The organism is Terriglobus sp. 2YAB30_2, from assembly GCF_052114765.1.
Taxonomy (GTDB): domain Bacteria; phylum Acidobacteriota; class Terriglobia; order Terriglobales; family Acidobacteriaceae; genus Terriglobus.
This window is the reverse complement of the sequence record NZ_JBFRFJ010000005.1, coordinates 14,405-32,956: the sequence shown is the minus strand read 5'-3', so window position 1 is coordinate 32,956 and position 18,552 is coordinate 14,405. Positions and strand designations below refer to the sequence as shown.

General features: G+C 60.2%; 11 protein-coding genes. 8 read left to right on the top strand and 3 right to left on the bottom strand.

Features of this window, described 5'->3' with window-relative positions:
- Both AB4Y89_RS09450 and AB4Y89_RS09445 read left to right on the top strand, forming a co-directional pair.
- Positions 1-3,234: a carboxypeptidase regulatory-like domain-containing protein gene (locus tag AB4Y89_RS09450; RefSeq protein ID WP_442300672.1), complete on the top strand. Its 3,234-nt coding sequence runs from the start codon at positions 1-3 to the stop codon at positions 3,232-3,234.
- Between the two features lie 189 nt (positions 3,235-3,423).
- Positions 3,424-5,937: a 2-oxoglutarate dehydrogenase E1 component gene (locus tag AB4Y89_RS09445; protein WP_442300671.1), complete on the top strand. Its 2,514-nt coding sequence runs from the start codon at positions 3,424-3,426 to the stop codon at positions 5,935-5,937.
- 49 nt (positions 5,938-5,986) lie between these two features.
- Here the strand turns inward: AB4Y89_RS09445 and AB4Y89_RS09440 are convergent, their stop codons facing one another.
- Positions 5,987-7,237, bottom strand: a complete 1,251-nt coding sequence (locus AB4Y89_RS09440) for a hypothetical protein (RefSeq protein ID WP_442300670.1) — start codon at positions 7,235-7,237, stop codon at positions 5,987-5,989.
- A 6-nt stretch (positions 7,238-7,243) separates the two neighbouring features.
- Positions 7,244-9,034: a DUF2339 domain-containing protein gene (locus AB4Y89_RS09435; RefSeq protein ID WP_442300669.1), complete on the bottom strand. Its 1,791-nt coding sequence runs from the start codon at positions 9,032-9,034 to the stop codon at positions 7,244-7,246.
- On the opposite strand from AB4Y89_RS09435, the gene AB4Y89_RS09430 reads away from it, so the two are divergent.
- The 4 genes from AB4Y89_RS09430 (at position 9,027) to AB4Y89_RS09415 (ending at position 13,641) form a co-directional block, all read left to right on the top strand.
- On the top strand, positions 9,027-9,731 hold the full coding sequence (locus AB4Y89_RS09430; protein WP_442300668.1) for an Hpt domain-containing response regulator: 705 nt from the start codon (positions 9,027-9,029) through the stop codon (positions 9,729-9,731). The genes AB4Y89_RS09435 and AB4Y89_RS09430 overlap by 8 nt on opposite strands.
- Before the next feature lie 47 nt (positions 9,732-9,778).
- The gene (locus tag AB4Y89_RS09425) at positions 9,779-10,492 is read left to right on the top strand and encodes a response regulator (RefSeq protein WP_442300667.1); all 714 of its coding nucleotides are present in this window, start codon (positions 9,779-9,781) and stop codon (positions 10,490-10,492) included.
- A 386-nt stretch (positions 10,493-10,878) separates the two neighbouring features.
- On the top strand, positions 10,879-12,504 hold the full coding sequence (locus tag AB4Y89_RS09420) for an OmpA family protein (protein ID WP_442300666.1): 1,626 nt from the start codon (positions 10,879-10,881) through the stop codon (positions 12,502-12,504).
- Between the two features lie 348 nt (positions 12,505-12,852).
- Positions 12,853-13,641 carry an SDR family NAD(P)-dependent oxidoreductase gene (locus tag AB4Y89_RS09415; RefSeq protein WP_442300665.1) on the top strand — a complete coding sequence of 263 codons (789 nt, stop codon included), beginning with the start codon at positions 12,853-12,855 and terminating at the stop codon, positions 13,639-13,641.
- A gap of 12 nt (positions 13,642-13,653) precedes the next feature.
- Here AB4Y89_RS09415 and AB4Y89_RS09410 read toward each other — a convergent pair whose 3' ends face one another.
- Positions 13,654-13,905 carry a hypothetical protein gene (locus tag AB4Y89_RS09410; RefSeq protein WP_442300664.1) on the bottom strand — a complete coding sequence of 84 codons (252 nt, stop codon included), beginning with the start codon at positions 13,903-13,905 and terminating at the stop codon, positions 13,654-13,656.
- 230 nt (positions 13,906-14,135) lie between these two features.
- On the opposite strand from AB4Y89_RS09410, the gene AB4Y89_RS09405 reads away from it, so the two are divergent.
- Positions 14,136-17,333: an efflux RND transporter permease subunit gene (locus AB4Y89_RS09405; protein WP_442300663.1), complete on the top strand. Its 3,198-nt coding sequence runs from the start codon at positions 14,136-14,138 to the stop codon at positions 17,331-17,333.
- A gap of 17 nt (positions 17,334-17,350) precedes the next feature.
- Entirely contained in the window at positions 17,351-18,547 is a 1,197-nt protein-coding gene (locus AB4Y89_RS09400) for an efflux RND transporter periplasmic adaptor subunit (protein WP_442300662.1), read from the top strand.
- The last annotated feature ends 5 nt before the right edge of the window (positions 18,548-18,552 follow it).

Below are 18,552 nucleotides of genomic sequence, written 5' to 3'. Positions count from 1 at the left end.
ATGCGCCGTATCGCATATTTCGCTGCATTCCTGCTCCTATTCGCCAGCTTCGCCCTCCTCCGAGCCCACGCCCAGATGGTGGGCGGCTCCATCTCCGGCACGGTTACCGATGCCAGCGGAGCCGCCATCTCCGATGCAACCGTCATTGTCCGTAACGAAGAGACGGGCACCGAACGCCACCTGACCACTGACGCACAGGGCCGCTACTCCGCACCCTCCGTCACCATCGGGCGCTGGTCTGTCAGTGCCGAGAAGGACGGCTTTGCCCGCCAGACTCTTACCGCCGTGCCGGTCGTCGTCGGACAGGCTGTCACTGCTGACATCCGGCTTACTGTCGGCGAGATCTCGCAGGCGGTCTCCGTGGTCGACACACCGCCGGTCGTCAACCTGTCCACCCAGCAGACCGCCGGCCTTGTCGATGAGCGTGCCGTAAAAGAGCTTCCCCTCAACGGCCGTTCCTACGATCAGTTGCTGACTCTCAATCCCGGCGTGGTCAACTACACCGGTCAGCGCTCCGGTTCAGTCGGCACTTCGAACTCATCGGTCGGCGCCATGTTCTCCGTTGCAGGCCGCCGGCCGCAGGACAACATCTTCCTTCTGAACGGTATTGAATACACCGGCGCCTCGCTGATCAACGTCACGCCCGGCGGCGCCAGCGGACAGCTTCTCGGCGTCGATGCGGTGCGCGAGTTCAACGTCATCACCGACACTTACGGCGCCAACTACGGTAAGCGCCAGGGTGCGCAGATCTCTATCGTTACCGCCAGCGGCACCAACCAGTACCACGGCAACGTCTACGAGTTCCTGCGCAACTCCTCGCTCGACGCCCGCAACTACTTCGATCAGCCAGGAGCCAACGGCAAGCGCCTCCCGCAGTTCCAGCGCAACAACTTCGGCGGCTCTGTCGGCGGACCTATCCGCAAGGACAAGCTGCTGCTCTTTGCCAACTACGAGGGCTATCGCCAGAATCTTGGCCTCTCCAACAAGGCCATCGTTCCCAACGATCGCGCGCGCCAGGGATACGTCCCCAACAGCAGCGGGACCGGAGAGACCTACGTCGGCGTGGCGCCCGGCGTTGCTAATCTGCTGAAGCTGTGGCCGCAGGCCAACGGCCCCGATCTCGGCTCAGGCCTGGCGTACGCCTACTCCAATCCTGTACAGCGTATCCGCGAAGACTTCGGGACCACGCGCTTCGATTGGAACCTCGGCAGCAAGGACCAGTTCTTCTCCGTCTACACCGTCGATGACTCAACCGCACACACACCGACAGTGAATCCGCTTACGTGGATCAACGAAAATGTGCGCGAACAGGTCACCAGCCTGCAGGAACAGCACGTCTTCTCACCGCGTCTGTTGAACACTGCCCGCTTCGGCTACTCGCGCGCGGCCTTCTTCTTCTCCGGCGAAGTTCCAGTGGATGGCGTTACACCGTTCGTCGTCGGCAAACCCGTCGGAGCCATCGTGATCGCGGGCTCAACTGCATCGAACGGCGTATCCCAGGTCTCAACCGCAGGCGCCAACGTGGGTTCGAACAACCGCGCCGTGCGCAACCTCTTCACCTTCGACGACCACATCTTCTATACCGTGGGCCGTCATCAGATCGAGGCCGGCGTATGGCTGCAGCGGCTGCAGGCCAACGACCTTTTGGCGCAGAACCAGTACGGCCAGGCCTCCTTCTCCACGCTCACCACCTTCCTGCAAGGCACAGCCGCCACCTTCAGCGTCGTTCCAGCTCCGACAGCGCTTGGCTTCCGCGCTCTCTTCGGTGCGGGCTTCGTCGAAGATACTTTTCGCGTCACTCCGCGACTCGAAATCCGCGCGGGCTTCCGTTTCGAGTCAGCCAGCAACTGGAGCGAGACGCAAAATCGCGCCGCCAACTACAACCTCAACAACTGGGTCATCGACACCAACCCGACAGTCGGCAAGTATGCGCTTTCCGACAACAAGGCCAAGTTCCTCCCAGAGCCTCGCCTGGGCCTCTCCTGGTCACCCTTTGCCAGCGGCAAGACCGCGATCCGTCTCGGCGCGGGTATTCATCGCGCACTGCTGGATAACCTCGACTACCGCCTGACCCAGGTCGCCCCCTTCAATACCACCCTGGCCTTCAAGAATGTCCCGGTATCCAGTCTGGCAATTACACCTTCCACAACCGCAGCAGCCGGTTCGCTGATCTCGCCCTCGAACGTACAGCCCGACATCCGCACTCCAACGGTCATTGCATGGTCGTTGCGCGTCGAACAGCAGATCGCTAGCAATACCTCCCTTACCGTCGGCTATGCAGGATCGCGCGGCTACCACCAGATCGTCTCCGGCGACCTCAACGAGCCGGCTGCAGTCGTCTGCCCGAATCCCTCCTGCCCCGCATCACTGGCCGCCGGCACCGTCTACTATCCGACGACCACCAAGCTGAATCCGAATGTCGCCAACACCACCTCCTGGTGGTCTGCGGCAAACACCTTCTACAGTGCGTTGCAGGTGGACGTCCGCCGGCAGTTCTCGCACGGTCTGCAGATTCGCGGCAACTACACCTTTGCACGCAATCTCGACAACGGCTCCGCATGGAACACCAGCGTCAGTGCCAACACGCCTGCCTTCGTCAGCGTTCCTTACTTCCCCAAGCTTGACTGGGGCCGTGCCGCTACGGACATCAAACACAACGCTGCAATCAACGGCACCTGGGAGATCCCCTTCGCACACCGGCTCAGTTCCGGCATTGCGCGTCAGACTCTCGATGGCTGGACGGTCAGCAGTATCGCCAACCTGCAGTCAGGCTTCCCCTTCACACCTCAGCTTGGCTATAACCCGACCGGCAGCGGAGACACCCGCAACCCCGTACGTCCCGACGTCAATCCGAACTTCAACGGCAGCCTCTATCCGCATACCGTCAACCAGTGGTTCAATCCTGCCGCCTTCAGCGCTCCTCACTATGGCGCTGTGGGAAACCTGGGACGTGACACTCTTACCGGACCGCATCTCCTTAACGTCGATCTGTCGCTGCTCAAGCGCTTCAAGGTCGGTGAACGGGTAAATGCGCAGTTCCGCGCCGAGGCCTTCAACTTCCTGAACCACACCAACTTCGCCCTTCCCAACCCCACCGTCTTCAGCTCAGGCCCGACGCAGGGCACTGCCGCCAATCAGACCACCGCTGCGGTGGCCTCGCCCACGGCAGGCGCTATCACCGCAACCTCGACTACCTCCCGACAGTTACAGTTCGGTCTCAAGCTGGCTTTCTAAGTAGCCGATAACTCAAACAGATGGCGCGGCCGTTGCCGCGCCATTTTTGTGCCGCGTCCGATTAGCGCACAGAATATGCGAAAATCGATACGGGACACCTTGAAACCCCTGCCGAAAGTACCTGCGCAGGCTTAGCATAGGTGTGGCGGATTTTCGAGGAAAAATTCGCCTTTTGGAGAAGATGGTGCAATGGCGACAAAGGCTCCTGTCGAACGGAAGAAAACCACAACCCCACAAAAGAATGGAACGGCACCCGGAATGACGCGCGACGTTGTGTTCGATGTATTTCGTCGCTGGGGTTATCTGCAGGCACAGCTTGATCCGCTGGGCCAGCACCTTCCGCCGGAGCCCTTCCCGGTCGATGTGCCCGAAGACGAGCTTTCCAGCGAAATCGCGCAGGAGGCTCGCAGCTACTACTGCGGCACTATCGCAGCGGAGTTCATGCATATTCCGTCGCCTGAGCGACGCCAGTGGCTGCAGGATCGCATAGAGCGGCCGGCGCCAAAGTACGACCAGAAGCGCATCCTCTCTCAGCTGATCCGAGCGGATATCTTCGAGCAGGTTATCCAGGCCCGCTATCTCGGAACGAAGCGCTTCTCCCTCGAAGGCCTCTGCTCTTTCATTCCTTTCCTCGACCAGCTTTTCGCCACCAGCGCCGCACAAGGCGTTGAGACGTGCGTCTTTGGCATGGCTCACCGCGGACGTCTGAACGTGATGACCAACACCGTCGGCCGCGCGGCTGTGGAGCTCTTTACCAAGTTTGAAGATGTCGATCCCCGCTCCACGTTGGGCGGCGGCGACGTGAAGTATCACTTAGGAGCCACCGGTGGCTACACCTCGCCCGAGGGCAAGAAGATAGCGCTGCACCTGGCCTCCAACCCTTCGCACCTCGAAGTGGTGAATCCGGTGGTCATCGGCCGCGTACGCGCTAAGCAGATGCGTATCGGCGCAGACGGTTGGAAGAAGGTTCTTCCCATGGTCATCCACGGCGATGCAGCTTTCGCCGGACAGGGCGTGACCGCCGAGACGCTGAATCTGGCTACAATCAACGGCTACAACGTCGGCGGAACCATCCAGGTACTCACCAACAACCTGCTCGGCTTCACAGCCATGCCGCAAGAGTCCAACTCGTCGCGCTACGCCACTGACCTTGCCAAGCGTCTGCCGATCCCCATCTTCCACGTCAACGCGGAAGATGTCGACGCGGTCGTCCGTGTTGCGGAGATCGCCGCTGACTACCGTGCGACCTTCGGCTCTGATGTTGTGGTCGATCTGATCGGGTATCGCAAGCACGGCCACTCCGAAGTAGACGATCCGACAGTCACCCAGCCGCGCCGCTATGCCCTGATCAAGGACCGTCCGGCTATCTACCAGGCCTATGCGCAGAAGATCGGCATCGATCCGTCAGCAGAAGCTAAGGCTGTTCAGGAAGAGTTGCTCAACGCGCAGAAGCAAGCGACGCAGGCCACCGAGATCCCGCATATGGCCGACGCGCCTGCGTACTGGGATAACTACAAGGGCGGCTATCTTCCGGTCAACGACGACACCGTCACCGGCCTGCCCGCCGAACGCATCGCGGAACTGGTCAACAAGCTCACTACCTATCCGGCGGACTTCAATATCCATCCCAAGGTGAAGGCACTTCTCGCTCAGCGCAAAGAGATGGGAGAGGGCAAGCGTCCGTTCGACTACGGTATGGCTGAGCTGGTCGCCTATGCCTCCCTGCTTGAGTCCGGCACACCGGTTCGCCTCTCCGGACAGGACTCGCAGCGCGGCACCTTCAACCAGCGCCACAGCTTCTATACCGATACCGAGACGGAGTTCCGCTGGTCGCCGCTGCAGCACCTCAGCGACAAGCAGGGGAACTTCGAAGCCTATAACTCCATGCTCTCCGAAGCCGCTGTACTTGGCTTTGAGTACGGCTTCTCGCGTGACTTCCCTGAAGCTCTCGTTCTCTGGGAGGCGCAGTTCGGTGACTTCTCCAACGGCGCACAGATGGTCATTGACCAGTTCATCTCCGCAGCAGAGACCAAATGGCACCTGCTCTCCGGCGTTGTATTGCTGCTGCCGCACGGCTACGAAGGCCAGGGTCCGGAGCACTCCTCCGCCCGTATGGAGCGTTATCTGCAGCTGTGCGCGCAGGACAACATGATCGTGGCACAACCTTCCAACGCAGCACAGTACTTCCATCTGCTGCGCCGCCAGGCTCTGTCGCCCTATCGCAAGCCGCTGGTCGTCTTCACGCCCAAGAGCATGCTGCGTCATCCGGATGCGATCTCTCCCATTGCTGACTTCAGCCACGAGCACTTCCAGACGGTGCTGCCCGAGGGCGAGGTCAAGAACGCCAGGCGCCTGCTCATCTGCAGCGGCAAGGTCGGACACAATCTCCGCGTCGAGCGCGCCAAGCGCAAGGACACCGAGACCGGCATTATCTTCATCGAACAGCTCTTCCCCTGGCCGGAAGCTGCACTGCAGGCCGCCATCGCACAGCATCCGAATGTCGAAGAGCTTGTCTGGGTGCAGGAAGAGCCAGCCAACATGGGCCCGCTTACCTACATCAACCCGAAGCTGCGCTACGCCGCCGGCGACATTCCGGTACGCACTGTCAACCGTGCCGCAGCCGCCAGCCCAGCCACCGGGTCGGCCAAGGCGCACGAGATCGAAGAGAAGCTGCTGATGGAGATCGCCTTCGGACGCATCTAGACCTCAGCCATCACCAAAATAAAAATGCCCGGCCTCGTGCCGGGCATCGCTATTTCGGGAGCTTCATCGCCGACCGCAGCGCCACCAGGCCCAGCGTCCCTACGACACCGATCAGCGCCAGCCACAGCAACTGCGGATAGCGGTCGGTCAGTGGACGCTTCGCCTGTGCCTGGTGAAAGAGCTCATTGCCCTCCTCCGCCCGTATCGTCGCCTCAGCCTGTCGTCCGCTTACCGGAAAGATCCGCGCATAGTCATAGACCGGGGCCGGCAGTGTCTTATCGCCGTAGTACAGCACCGGCGAACTGGCGACGTTCGCCTGCCAGCATAGCTTTCGCTGGCGCATCTCCAGGTTGACGGCGGCAATCGGCAAGGGCTGGTCGTCACCGTTCTCGACGGCAATCTCCACGGTTGCCGGCGACTGTAGATTCGCTCCAATGGTGAACGGAATCGTCAGATCCTCGTCTTCAATCTCGCGCCCGCCGCGCGTGATCTTCACATGCAGAATCTCTCCCGTAGCCGACTCGCTGCGGCTGCCTTCCTCGGACGCACGCGCCGTCACCCTGACCGTGCGCGCAAAATTCACAGTCTTCTCTGTCTGCATCTGGAACCGGACACGCTCCACCGGCACCTGCGGCGGCAACGCAATCGTTATCACCGTCTGCCGCCCCTGTTGGGTGAAGTTCGTACTGTGAGCCACGATGGTGTAGAGCGTCTGTTCCTCGCGGCTTGGCGGAATCGTCGCTCCTCGTACACTCCCTGTCGTAAGAGCATGTGGATTCCCCTGCGACGGAATCGGCATGAGTTCGACGTGCAGGATGGGAAAGGTGCTCTCCTGCAGATGCAGCGTCGTGTTGCGGCCGAGATGCTGGCTTGAGAGATCAAAGATCGTATAGCTGCCAAGCTCTTCACTGCCCGCCGAGACCTTCGCTGCCGCCAGAAAGTCCTTTGCCGCCAGATTCAGCTCGATCTCGGTATACGGATGTCCCGGCATCACAAGATCGAAAACGAGAGAATTGCCCTGGGTTGCAAGATTCAGCACCCGTGCGGACTCGGCCTCCGGCGTGGCCGGTTCGGAGACCGTGGTGGCATATGGCACCTCATGTCCGCCGGCAAAGAGCCGCAGATCACGCAACGCCGGCGCAGCATGGGCAAATACGTCAGAGTCCAGCACGGCGCATGCCTGGTCCGCACCGCCTGCGGAAGGCGCGGTCAGTTGGCGCTGGTAGCGGAAATCCGAAGGTTGGGGGGAAGGAGCCGTCGCTGCCACCAGCAACGCCAGCCCTGCGGCAAACCACTTCACAACAAACTACTCCTCTGAACGGGACACGGCCTTCAGGCCGAGCCAGTCCTTCTGATAGACGAAGCTTACGGCCATCAACAACGCACCAAGGCCGATAAAGCTGAGAACCCGGTATCCCTGTGACAGGCTGCGCATGTCGTACAGGAAGACCTTCCCTATGGTAGCGACCAGCAGCACCAGCCCCTGCCAGCGCACGAAGGCTGTACGCTTCCAGAAGCCGACCGCCAGCAGTGCCGCACCGTGCAGCATCATGAACGCCGAGAAAGTGAACTCCAACGCAATCGAATCATCCAATGTTGCCCGAACGGTTAAAAACGCAAAGATCTCGCGGCGTACGGTGACAAGCAAAAGCAAATTTAACGCTACGGAAGCGATCGCGGGAATCTGCATCTGACCACGCTTGAGATCGATCCAGATCACAACCGCCAACGCGGCGATGGCACAAACCTCGGCTACGAAACCAGCATTCGCAAACGGAGTTGGCCCGCTGTGGGTCCACCAGGGCAACGTGATAGCTCCAACGTACCCCAGAACAAGCGCTCCCAACGAAAGCCAGCGCACGCTGGACTGCAGGCTGCTTGCCTGGTGCTTCATCTTCTCGGCTGCGATCCAGTACAAAGCAACACCCTCGGCCAGCCATCCGATGGTGATCCAGCGCCCCGACGCTTTCAGCGGAATCGCGATGGTCAGGAAGACGATCGCAAGCGACAGGTGAATTGCCTCGGTAACCGCGTTCGGCCGCAGTCGGATCTGCAGCCGCATCAGCAAGAGATACAGGGCGGCGAACGCAACCGCTCCCCAGCTCAACCATGCGTGCCGCCCACTATCCTGCAGCAACGAATAAAAGGTCAGCGAACCATAGGCGCTTGCAGCCAGCGGCAGCCATACCGACAGCACAGCGTTCCCTTCCGACGATTGGATGAACGGCACCAGCGCAAATAAAAGAAAGAGCACCAGGACGAAAAAGCTGACCAGACCGAACTGATCCGCTGTAAAAAAACGCGTATACCAGCCAATGGTGTAGATCGAAGACATCGCCAGTGCTCCCAGCAACAGACGAGGCCATACCTTGAACACCAGCAGAACCGCCACAGAGCCACTCAACAGAATGAGATAGCTGAAGAGAAAAACCACATGGTTCTGCCCGGTCGACAGGAGCCCTGGTGTTGCAAACCCTCCAGCAAGAGCGTAGGCAGCAAGCAGCTCGGCATCCTGTGCCCAGGCCATCCAGGCATTCCACGCAGTCACCGCCAGCATGGCCGTGAAGACAACACCTACCGGCAGCAAGTGATAGATCTGCAAGGAGGCCCATAGAGACAGATACAAAACACCGGTTCCGACTGCCTTCAACGAATAGGAAAAGGCCGGGAAACCTTTGCTGCGGAAACGTTCCGACCACAGCACAAGCCCGGCGCCTGCAATCAAACCCACCAGAATGCGTCCAGCCGGGCCGATCCACTGATTATCGATCGCCAGCTTCAGCGCCCATGCCGCTCCGATCAATAGTGCCAGGACACCGATACGATTGAAGACCTGCGATCCCAGCCGCGATTCCAGGTTCTGCCGCTCTTCTACAGCAAAACGCGGATTGGCTGGAGCCGGAATGGCCGGCACAGGCGGCGTTGGCCCGGCTTGGGCTCTGGGCATTATCGACTGGACGACGCGCCGCCCGCGAAGCGTCGCAACCTCTTCCTCCAACGCTTCAACGCGTTTTCGTAGCAACAACAATTGCTCCGCGAGATTTTCCGGGCTACCGTCCATATGCAGGCTGTTATACCCTGTCAGCGAGATGGCCACCAACCAGATTCTCGTTGTTGAAGACGACCCCATGAGCCTGGAGCTGCTTGATGTGTTGCTCACCCAGGAGGGTTTCACCGTCACTGGCTGCGGTTCGGGCGAAGATGCGGTAGCTGCCATCACGAAGAACCCGGAGATCGGTCTCGTGCTGACGGACCTGCAGATACCCGGCCTGCGCGGCCCCGCCCTGGCCACTGCCATGCGGAAGGCCACCACCACCCCGCTGCGCATCTTCGCCATGAGCGCCACGGCGCCGGAGCACCGGCTGCCGGGTTTCGATGCCTTCCTGCTTAAACCGCTCTCCATGGAGCGTTTTCTCTCGCTCACGCATGGTTCCGGCGTGCATCACGGCGCTGCGCCGCAGGAGTCTCACCTCCTCGACGAAACCATCTATCGCCGCATGACCGCTGCCATGCCGGCTGCCCAGTTAAAAGCGACGTATACCTTTGCCATGGACGATGCCCTCACACGCATTACAGCCATGCGCACGGCCTTCCACGAGAACGACAACTCCTCGTTTCGCCGCCAGGCCCATGCCATCAAGGGAGGCTGCGCCATGGTCGGAGCTGTAGAACTCGCTTCTCTGGCCTCGATCTTTGAGCGCAACGGCATCTCAGGGAAGCAAGTTGGTACCGAATTAGACGAATTCGAGCTTGCAGTAGACCGTCTGCGTCGTATGCTGGAATCGCGGTTTTGACGGGCCAATCGCCGTATCAATCCCTCTCCAGACCGGAGGAATTACAGATGAAAGCAGTTACCTCGAAGTCTGGGGCGCACAGTATCGGGCACTCCGGACTTCCGGTCCGTATCGTAATCGCCGACGATCATCCAGTCGTGCGCTTCGGCGTCCGCAACATGCTCGCACCCGAACATGGATTTGACGTTGTGGGCGAGGCGGAAGATGGAGACATCGCCATCACCCAGACGCTGGAACACGAGCCTGACATCCTTCTGCTTGATCTGCAGATGCCGCGGCTTCCCGGCCTGGAGACCATGCGAGCGATCATGAGCCGTTCGCCCGGCGTCAAGATCGTCCTTCTCACCAGCGCTATCACCACGCAGCAGCTCATTGAAGCGTTGCAGATCGGGGCACGCGGCATCGTCCTTAAAGACTCTGTTGCCGGAGATCTGTCGCAGGCCGTTCGTGCGGTCGCCGGAGGCGACTACTGGATCGGCGGCGAACGGGTCGTCAACCTCGTCAAGGCACTCCATGACCTGATGCAGAAAGCCGCCGCCCAGCCGGAACGCAAGACCTATGGCCTGACACCGCGTGAACTCGAGGTTGTCTCCTGTATCGTCGAAGGCTGCAGCAACAAGGACATCGCGAAGCAGTTCTCCATCAGCGAAGAGACCGTAAAGCGCCATCTATCGAATGTCTTCGATAAGACCGGTGTCTCCACGCGCCTGGAGCTCGCTCTCTTCGCGATCTCGCACAAGCTGGTTCAGGCCGACAACTAGGACATATCACCAAACTCGAGATACCCATGCATCGGGTGCCCCATGTCCCTAGGGGACATGGGCCCGGCCTTCACTGTTTGGGCATCAATCTTCAGGTCCCGAGACGATCTCATTCTTGAGCCGCGCGAAAACGGTGGCGCGGAGCGCGATACCCCACCCTTTGCTTCGCAAAGAATGGGGCAACAAGAATAGTGGCTCGCTCTAAGGTTGCCTCAATTCAATAAAAAACCTGGATCCATTCCCAGCTTCACAAATGGACAGCCTTCGCATTTTTCACCGCATCCCATCAGTGCACACCGGAGTTTCGTAGCGCCCCGGTGCTCTGAGGCCCCTCATCAACACCGCGTTCAGGAAGGCGGCACAGAGAGCAATGAAGGAGCGAGACCATGTACGTCATTTCCCGGTACACATTCTATGCAACCCTGCTCGCCGCGGCCGGTCTGCCTCTTGCCGCAGCACAGGAGCCCAACCCCACGAATACGCCTGCCGCTCAGTCACGAACGGGCGGCGCACACCTCGACGGCGAATACAACGGCGTTCCCCTCTATCGCGTTAGCGTCGTCCAGCGTGACCTCGATGCCGTCAATTACATGCACCGTAGCGGCTCCACAACGCTTGAGCTGATGGGCACACCGCTTCTGGCCAATGCCAAAGGCAAAGCCGTCGTGAAGAGTGACAAGGGCCGCATGACCATCGACGCGAAAATGGATCACCTTCCCCCCGCGAATGGCTTCGGTCCGGAATACCTGACCTATGTGCTTTGGGCCATTACACCCGACGGCCATCCGGAGAACCTCGGCGAACTTCTGCCCTCGGGCAATGACGTCAACATCTCCGTCACTACCGGCCTGCAGAGCTTCGGCCTGATGATCACTGCAGAACCTTACTTTGCCGTCAGAGTGCCCTCGGACGTGGTTGTCCTCGAAAATCACATCATCGAAAACAAGACCAACGGCGTTACGGAAAAGGTGAACGCCCACTACACGCTGCTGCCGCGCGGCCAGTACGTCTCTCAGACCAACGGATCGAAGACCGTGATGAAGCCGATCACTCGCGATGAGAAGAGCCCTCTGGAGCTATATGAAGCGCACAATGCTTATCGCATCGCCATCAACGCCGGCGCTGACAAATACGAACCCCAGATCATGGGACAGGTGAAGCAGAACCTCGACAATGCCGACTCGTTCGATCAGAACAAACACGGCGACCGCAAACAGGAAGTGACCTTTGCCCGTGAAGCGGTCCAACGCTCGGAAGATGCTCGTGTCAGCACGCTGCGAAAGATTGCAGCCGAACAGCAGCAGGCTGAGATCGATGCCCGGAAGGCAGCCGAGTTACAGGCAGCGAACTCTCAGGCAGCCGCAGAAGCTGAAGCAGCTCAGCGTGCTCGTGCTGAAGCGGAAGCCGCCAAAGCCCGCGCCCGCGAGGCTGAGGCCGCCCAGGCTGCTGCAAGCGCACAGCAGGCTGCAGCAAGCGCACAACAGTCCGCGGCCGAGGCGCGCGAAAAGCTACGTCAGCAGTTGAACTCGGTCCTCACAACCCAGGAATCCGCCCGTGGTTTGATCGTCAACATGTCCGATGTCCTCTTTGACACCGGCAAGTACACGTTGAAGCCTGACACCAAGGTGGCCCTCGCAAAGGTCTCCGGCATCCTGATGGCCTATCCATCGCTGAAGGTTCAGGTCGAAGGCCACACCGACTCCGTCGGCGGCGATGACTACAACCAGAAGCTCAGCGAAAACCGCGCCGGCACCGTCGCCGGCTTCCTGACCACTGAAGGTGTTCCGCAGGACAACGTCACCGCCAAGGGCTTTGGTAAGACTCGCCCTGTGGCGGAGAACACAACCGCCCAGGGCCGCCAACAGAACCGGCGCGTAGAGCTGGTCGTCTCCGGCGCAGCCATCGGCGTGAAGGATTCCGAGAACTCCGGCGCCGGTGTTGCTACCAACACCGGTACCTCCGCCCCCACGCAAACTACTGGAACCTCTACTCCTCCGGCCAACCAGCACTAGGGCGTGCCATCCAATTCCTGTCGTCAGCGTTGCGAGCGAAAATTGGTCCAGGCAAGGCGGAGGCCGAAGGCTGTGGCGGGTCCACAGTCGAGGCCGACAACGAAGTATGGACCAATTTTTCGCCGCAACCCGAAGGGCCGGGGCAGATTTTCCCGATCTCTTTGTCACTCGTCGTTCCAGTAGGCCAGCTACAGTTCTCTCCTCATTCCTCGATCTCAGAAAAATCTGCTCCCGGCGCTGACTGACACGAATTGGATGACACGCCCTGGGCCGTAACTCAAACAACGACACAAGCATAGGCTGCCTTCGGGTGGCCTATGCCGTCTCCGGACGTGCTAGCGTGAAAGTATGCAGCCCGTTCGCGGAAATATTGTCTTCATTACCGGCGCCAGCTCCGGCATCGGCGCAGCCACCGCCCTTACCTTCGCCCAGCAGGGAGCGCGCCTGCTGCTCTGCGCCCGCCGTATCCAGCGTCTGGAAGCCATGCGCGAAGAGCTGCTCTCCGCCGGAGCCGAAGCGATTCATCTCTTTCAGCTCGATGTCAGCGACCGCGCCGCCGTCAACCAGGCAATCGCTGACCTGCCCGACGAGTGGACCGCGATCGACATCCTGGTCAACAACGCCGGCCTCGCCCGTGGCATGGGAAAGATGTACGAGAATAACCCCGACGACTGGGACGAGATGATCGATACCAACGTGAAGGGCCTTCTCTACGTCACCCGGGCGATCGTCCCCGGCATGGTGGCACGGAAGCGCGGCCACGTCGTCAATATAGGGTCGACCGCTTCCTACAACACCTATGCCAACGGCGGCGTGTACTGCGCCAGCAAGGCGGCCGAAAAGTCGATCTCAGAAGGATTGAAGATTGATCTGCTGGGAACCCCGGTCCGCGTGACCACCATCGATCCTGGCATGGTGGAAACCGAGTTCAGCAAGGTGCGTTTCCATGGGGATGAAGCAACGGCGGCCAAGGTCTACCAGAACATCACGCCGCTCACCGGCGAGGATATCGCCGACGCCATTTTGTGGGCGGTCACTCGGCCGGCACACGTCAACATTCATACCATCGTGCTGACCACCATCGACCAAGGCAACGCCTACTACTTCCACCGTCACACCGGCGCCGCCGCCAGGTAGACGGCTACCGCCTTAGAGGTGAATGGCCCAGCCAAGCTCGGTCAGCTTCTCTTCGATATCGGCCAGAGCTGTCTCCAGAGCGGTTCTGCGGTGGGGACTGGATGTGCGTTGCGACAGAATATGCTCGCGTTGCAGCTCCAGTTCCTTCCGCCGGCGGGCCTTCTCAGCTTCTGCCGCCTTTTCGATCTTCCGGTCCTGCGGTTTAGGTGCTTCGGTCTGTGCCTGCTGATCTTCCACGGATTTACTCTCCCACCCTCGCGCCATATCTCATTCTAGCCCCGTAGCGTGTAACTCGAATTATTTATGGCGTTTGTCCTAGTTCGGATACAGCTCGGATACAGCTCGGATATCCGATATTTAGGCCCCCTGAAACTGCGACCCTTAGCCTCTCCAAAACGTCTAGACATCATCCAGAAATCGGAACCGTGCGCGCTCTACAATGGGAGTGTCCCGGAAAATATATCGAAAAGCTCGTTTAAGGCTGAAGTGTTCCCATGTGGATTGTCCGTCTAGCCCTGCGTCGCCCCTACACCTTCGTGGTGATGTCTGTCTTGATCCTCGTGCTGGGCATCGTCAGCATCGCGACCATGAGCATCGATATCTTTCCCACGATCGATATCCCGGTCGTGACGGTCATCTGGCAGTACAACGGCACCAGTCCAGACGAGATGGAAAAACGCTTCACCACCGTCTCTGAGCGCAGTATGACCACTACCGTCAATGACATCGAACACATCGAGTCGCAATCGGTAAACGGCATCTCCATCATCAAGATCTTCTTCCAGCCGGGAGCGAAGATTGAGTCCGCCGTGGCGCAGATCGCCGCCGGCAGCCAGGCCATCCTCCGCATCATGCCGCCGGGAACCCAGGCTCCGTTCATCCTGCGCTACTCGGCCTCAAATGTTCCCATTCTTCAGCTTGGCCTCTCCTCTGATCGCCTCACGGAAGCCGACCTGAACGATATCGGCCTGAACTTCCTGCGTACGCAGCTTGCCACAGTACAGGGCGCCCAGGTGCCCGCGCCCTACGGCGGAAAAGCCCGCAGCATCATGGTCGACCTGGACCTGCAGGCTCTCTTCTCCAAGGGCCTCTCACCGACCGACGTCGTCAACTCACTCACCGCACAAAACCTGATTCTGCCCGCAGGCGACGTCAAAGTGGGCACCACCGACTACATCGTGCGCACCAACGCCAGCCCTCTGATTTTGGATCAGTTGAATGACATCCCCATCCGTCAGGTCAACGGAGCCACGGTGCACATGCGCGATGTGGCCTTTGTCCACAATGGATCGCCCATTCAGCAGAACATCGTTCGGCTTAACGGTAAACGCGCCGCGCTGATCACCGTGCTGAAGTCCACCAACGCCTCCACGCTCGACATCATCAAGCGCGTGAAGGAGACCCTGCCGCGCATCATCGCCAACCTTCCACCGCCTCCGCCGGACGTGATTCCGCTGCTCGATCAGTCCCTCTTTGTACGGGCGGCCCTTGAGGGTGTCGTCAAGGAAGCCGCCATCGCCGCCAGCCTGACCGCGCTGATGATCCTGCTCTTCCTTGGAAGTTGGCGCTCCACCGTCATCGTCGCGATCTCGATCCCTCTCTCGATCCTGGTCTCCATCATCATCCTCAACATGTTCGGCGAGACCCTGAACACCATGACCCTCGGCGGCCTTGGCCTTGCCGTCGGCATCCTGGTCGATGATGCCACCGTCGAGATTGAGAACATCCATCGCAACCTAGGCCTGGGCAAGGAGATCGAGCCCGCCATCCTGGACGGCGCCGCGCAGATTGCTGTGCCCGCCTTCGTCTCCACCCTAGCAATCTGCATCGTCTTCGTTCCCGTAGCCTTCCTCTCCGGCGCGGCCAAGTCGCTGTTCACGCCGCTGGGCATGGCCGTGGTCTTCGCCATGATGGCCTCTTACCTGCTTTCGCGAACGCTGGTTCCGACCATGGTGAAGTTCCTCCTCGCCTCCGAGGTGGATATGTACCAGCAGATGGAAGAGGGCGGCCATCATGAAGCCCCGGCAAACGCAGGCACGATCTGGCGCATTCACTTCCGCTTCAACGCCTCCTTCGAGCGCCTGCGCTCCCGCTACCATGCACTGCTGGACTGGACGCTGACCCACCCGAAGTTCACGCTGGGATCGTTCGCTCTCTTCATCGCCGGAACCCTCTGTCTTATCCCCTTCATCGGGGAAGACTTCTTCCCGCAGGTCGATGCCGGCACCTTCCGCCTGCACGTCCGTGCCGCTCCCGGAACCCGCATTGAAGAGGTGGAGCAGGTCTTCGCCAAGGTAGAAAGCACGATTCGTGAGGTGATTCCTCCCGACGAGCTGAATACCGTGCTCGATGACATCGGTATCCCCAGCGGCGGCTTCAATCTCGCCTTCGGCGACAGCTCGCTGACCGATGTGCAGGACGGCGAGGTCATCGTCTCGATGAAGGAAGACCACCGGCCCACGGCAGAGTACCGGCAGAAGCTTCGTAAGGTACTGCGTGAGCGCTTCCCCGACACCGTCTTCTACTTTCAGGCCTCCGATATCGTCAACCAGATCCTGAACTTCGGTCTTCCTGCCCCGATCGATGTACAGATCAGCGGCCGCCAGACGCTGCCCAACTATGAGATCGCGCAGAAGATGCGCGCCGAGATCGCGAAGATTCCCGGCGCGGTGGATGTCCACGTCCACCAGGTTCTTTATTCTCCTCAGTTGCTGGTCAACGTCGATCGCACGCGTGCGCAGAACCTGGGCATGACTGAAGCGAACGTCGCCAACAGCATGCTCTTCGCCCTCTCCGGTTCCGGCACCGCACAGCCGAATTACTGGCTGAACCCGCAGAATGGCGTGAACTACATCGTCCAGGTACAGGTTCCACAACACCAACTCGATTCAGTCGACACGCTGCAACGCATGCCCATCACCTCCGGCTCCGGCACCGTTGCTCCTCAGCTACTCTCGAACCTTGCGACCTTCCAGCATGGGTCCAGTCCGGCCATCACCAACCACTACAACGTGCAGCCGGTCTTTGACGTATTCGCTACAACAGAGGGCCGCGATCTCGGCGGCGTAGAGAAAGAGATCGACAAGATCATCGAGAAGTACCAGAAGCTCGCGCCGCCGGGAGCCACTATCACCGTCCGGGGGCAGGTTAAGAGCATGCGCGACTCCTTCGTCGGACTCGGCCTGGGCATGTTCTTTGCCGTGCTTCTGGTCTATCTGCTGATGGTTGTCAACTTCCAGAGCTGGCTTGATCCCTTCATCATCCTGATGGCGCTGCCCGGAGCCGCCTGCGGCATTCTCTGGATGCTCTTCGTCACCGGCACCACCTTCAGCGTCCCATCGCTGATGGGCGCTATCATGTGCGTCGGTGTGGCGACCGCCAACTCCATCCTGATGGTGACCTTTGCCAACGATCAACGCCGTGCCGGCATGAACGCTATCCAGGCTGCAAGCTCCGCGGGCTTCACCCGCCTTCGTCCCGTTATGATGACCGCTCTGGCCATGATCATCGGCATGCTGCCCATGTCGCTGGGTATGGGTGAGGGCGGCGAACAGAATGCACCGCTCGGCCGCGCCGTTATCGGCGGTCTGCTGGTGGCCACCTTCACCACCTTGCTGATCGTTCCCATCTTCTATAGCCTGCTGCGCAAGCAGGAGATCAAAGAGCTGCACGCCGAAGAGATTCCCGAGTAAGGAAGACAACAAAGCAGATGAATGCGAATACCCAGACTGAACGCTCCTCCCGCGGCCCCTATATCGCCGTCATAGGACTCTTCCTGCTGCTTGGCATCATAGCCGTCGTTGTTTTCCTTCCCCGGCTGCGCCATAACGAAGCTCTGAAGGTCGAAGCCGACGCTGTCACCGGCCCCCCAGTCGTGGTCGTCACCAAGGTCAAAACCGGCGCCAAAGATACCAAGCTGGAGCTTCCCGGCACCGTACAGGCCTTTGAACAGGCCGCGATCTTCGCTCGGACCAACGGCTATGTCAAAGCCCGCTATGTCGACATCGGCGACCACGTCCGCCAGGGCCAGTTACTCGCCCTGATCGAGGACCCCACCACCGAGCAATCACTGCGCCAGGCACAGGCCAACGTCATGCAACTCAAGGCACAGCTTGCCCTCGCCGAGGCCAACGCCAAGCTCGCGGACGCTAACGATGCCCGCTGGCGCGATCTCTTCGCCCAGGGCGTCGTCAGCAAACTCGATGCCGATACCCGCGGAGCCACCGCCTCCGCCAACCAGGCCACCGTGGAGGCAGCCAAAGCCAGCATCGCCGCCGCAGAAGCGACCGTGCTTAGCCTGCAGCAGCAGCTCAGCTTCTCACGCGTTACCGCGCCGTTCGAGGGCGTTATCCTCTCGCGCAATATAGACAATGGATCCCTGATCACCTCCGGCTCCTCTACTAACACGACACAGATGTTTACCGTCGGCCGCTCCGATACGGTGCGCGTCTTCAGCTCTGTACCGCAGGCTGAGGCCGTCTCCGTCATGAACTCAAAGACGGCAAGTGTCGCCTTCCGCGAGCTGCCGAGCCATCCGTATCCTGGCTCCATCTCACGCACCAGCGCCAGCATCGATCCGACCTCGCGCACCATCCTGGTCGAGATCGACCTGAAGAATGATGGCAAGATTCTGCCGGGTATGTACGCCACCATTCAGTTCGACGCTCCACGCGCCGAGCCACCCACCGTGCTGCCCACCAATGCTCTCTTTGTCCGCACCGCCGGTCCACAGACCTTCGTCGTTGGGGAGGACAATGTCGTTCGCCTGCGCAGCCTTGTTCTGGGACGCGATATGGGGAACGCTGTGGAGATCGTCTCCGGCCTGAAGCCCGGCGAAAACGTTGTCATCAATCCGACCGATATGGTCGTGGATGGGGTTCACGTGAGCACAAAGGTGCTGCAATAGACTTG

Excerpts from the sequence above, each read along its gene's own strand:
- AB4Y89_RS09450 (WP_442300672.1), top strand. The coding sequence starts at position 1 with ATGCGCCGTATCGCATATTTCGCTGCATTCCTGCTCCTATTCGCCAGC.
- AB4Y89_RS09445 (WP_442300671.1), top strand. The coding sequence starts at position 3,424 with ATGGCGACAAAGGCTCCTGTCGAACGGAAGAAAACCACAACCCCACAA.
- AB4Y89_RS09430 (WP_442300668.1), top strand. The coding sequence starts at position 9,027 with ATGGCCACCAACCAGATTCTCGTTGTTGAAGACGACCCCATGAGCCTG.
- AB4Y89_RS09425 (WP_442300667.1), top strand. The coding sequence starts at position 9,779 with ATGAAAGCAGTTACCTCGAAGTCTGGGGCGCACAGTATCGGGCACTCC.
- AB4Y89_RS09420 (WP_442300666.1), top strand. The coding sequence starts at position 10,879 with ATGTACGTCATTTCCCGGTACACATTCTATGCAACCCTGCTCGCCGCG.
- AB4Y89_RS09415 (WP_442300665.1), top strand. The coding sequence starts at position 12,853 with ATGCAGCCCGTTCGCGGAAATATTGTCTTCATTACCGGCGCCAGCTCC.
- AB4Y89_RS09410 (WP_442300664.1), bottom strand. The coding sequence starts at position 13,905 with ATGGCGCGAGGGTGGGAGAGTAAATCCGTGGAAGATCAGCAGGCACAG.
- AB4Y89_RS09405 (WP_442300663.1), top strand. The coding sequence starts at position 14,136 with ATGTGGATTGTCCGTCTAGCCCTGCGTCGCCCCTACACCTTCGTGGTG.
- AB4Y89_RS09400 (WP_442300662.1), top strand. The coding sequence starts at position 17,351 with ATGAATGCGAATACCCAGACTGAACGCTCCTCCCGCGGCCCCTATATC.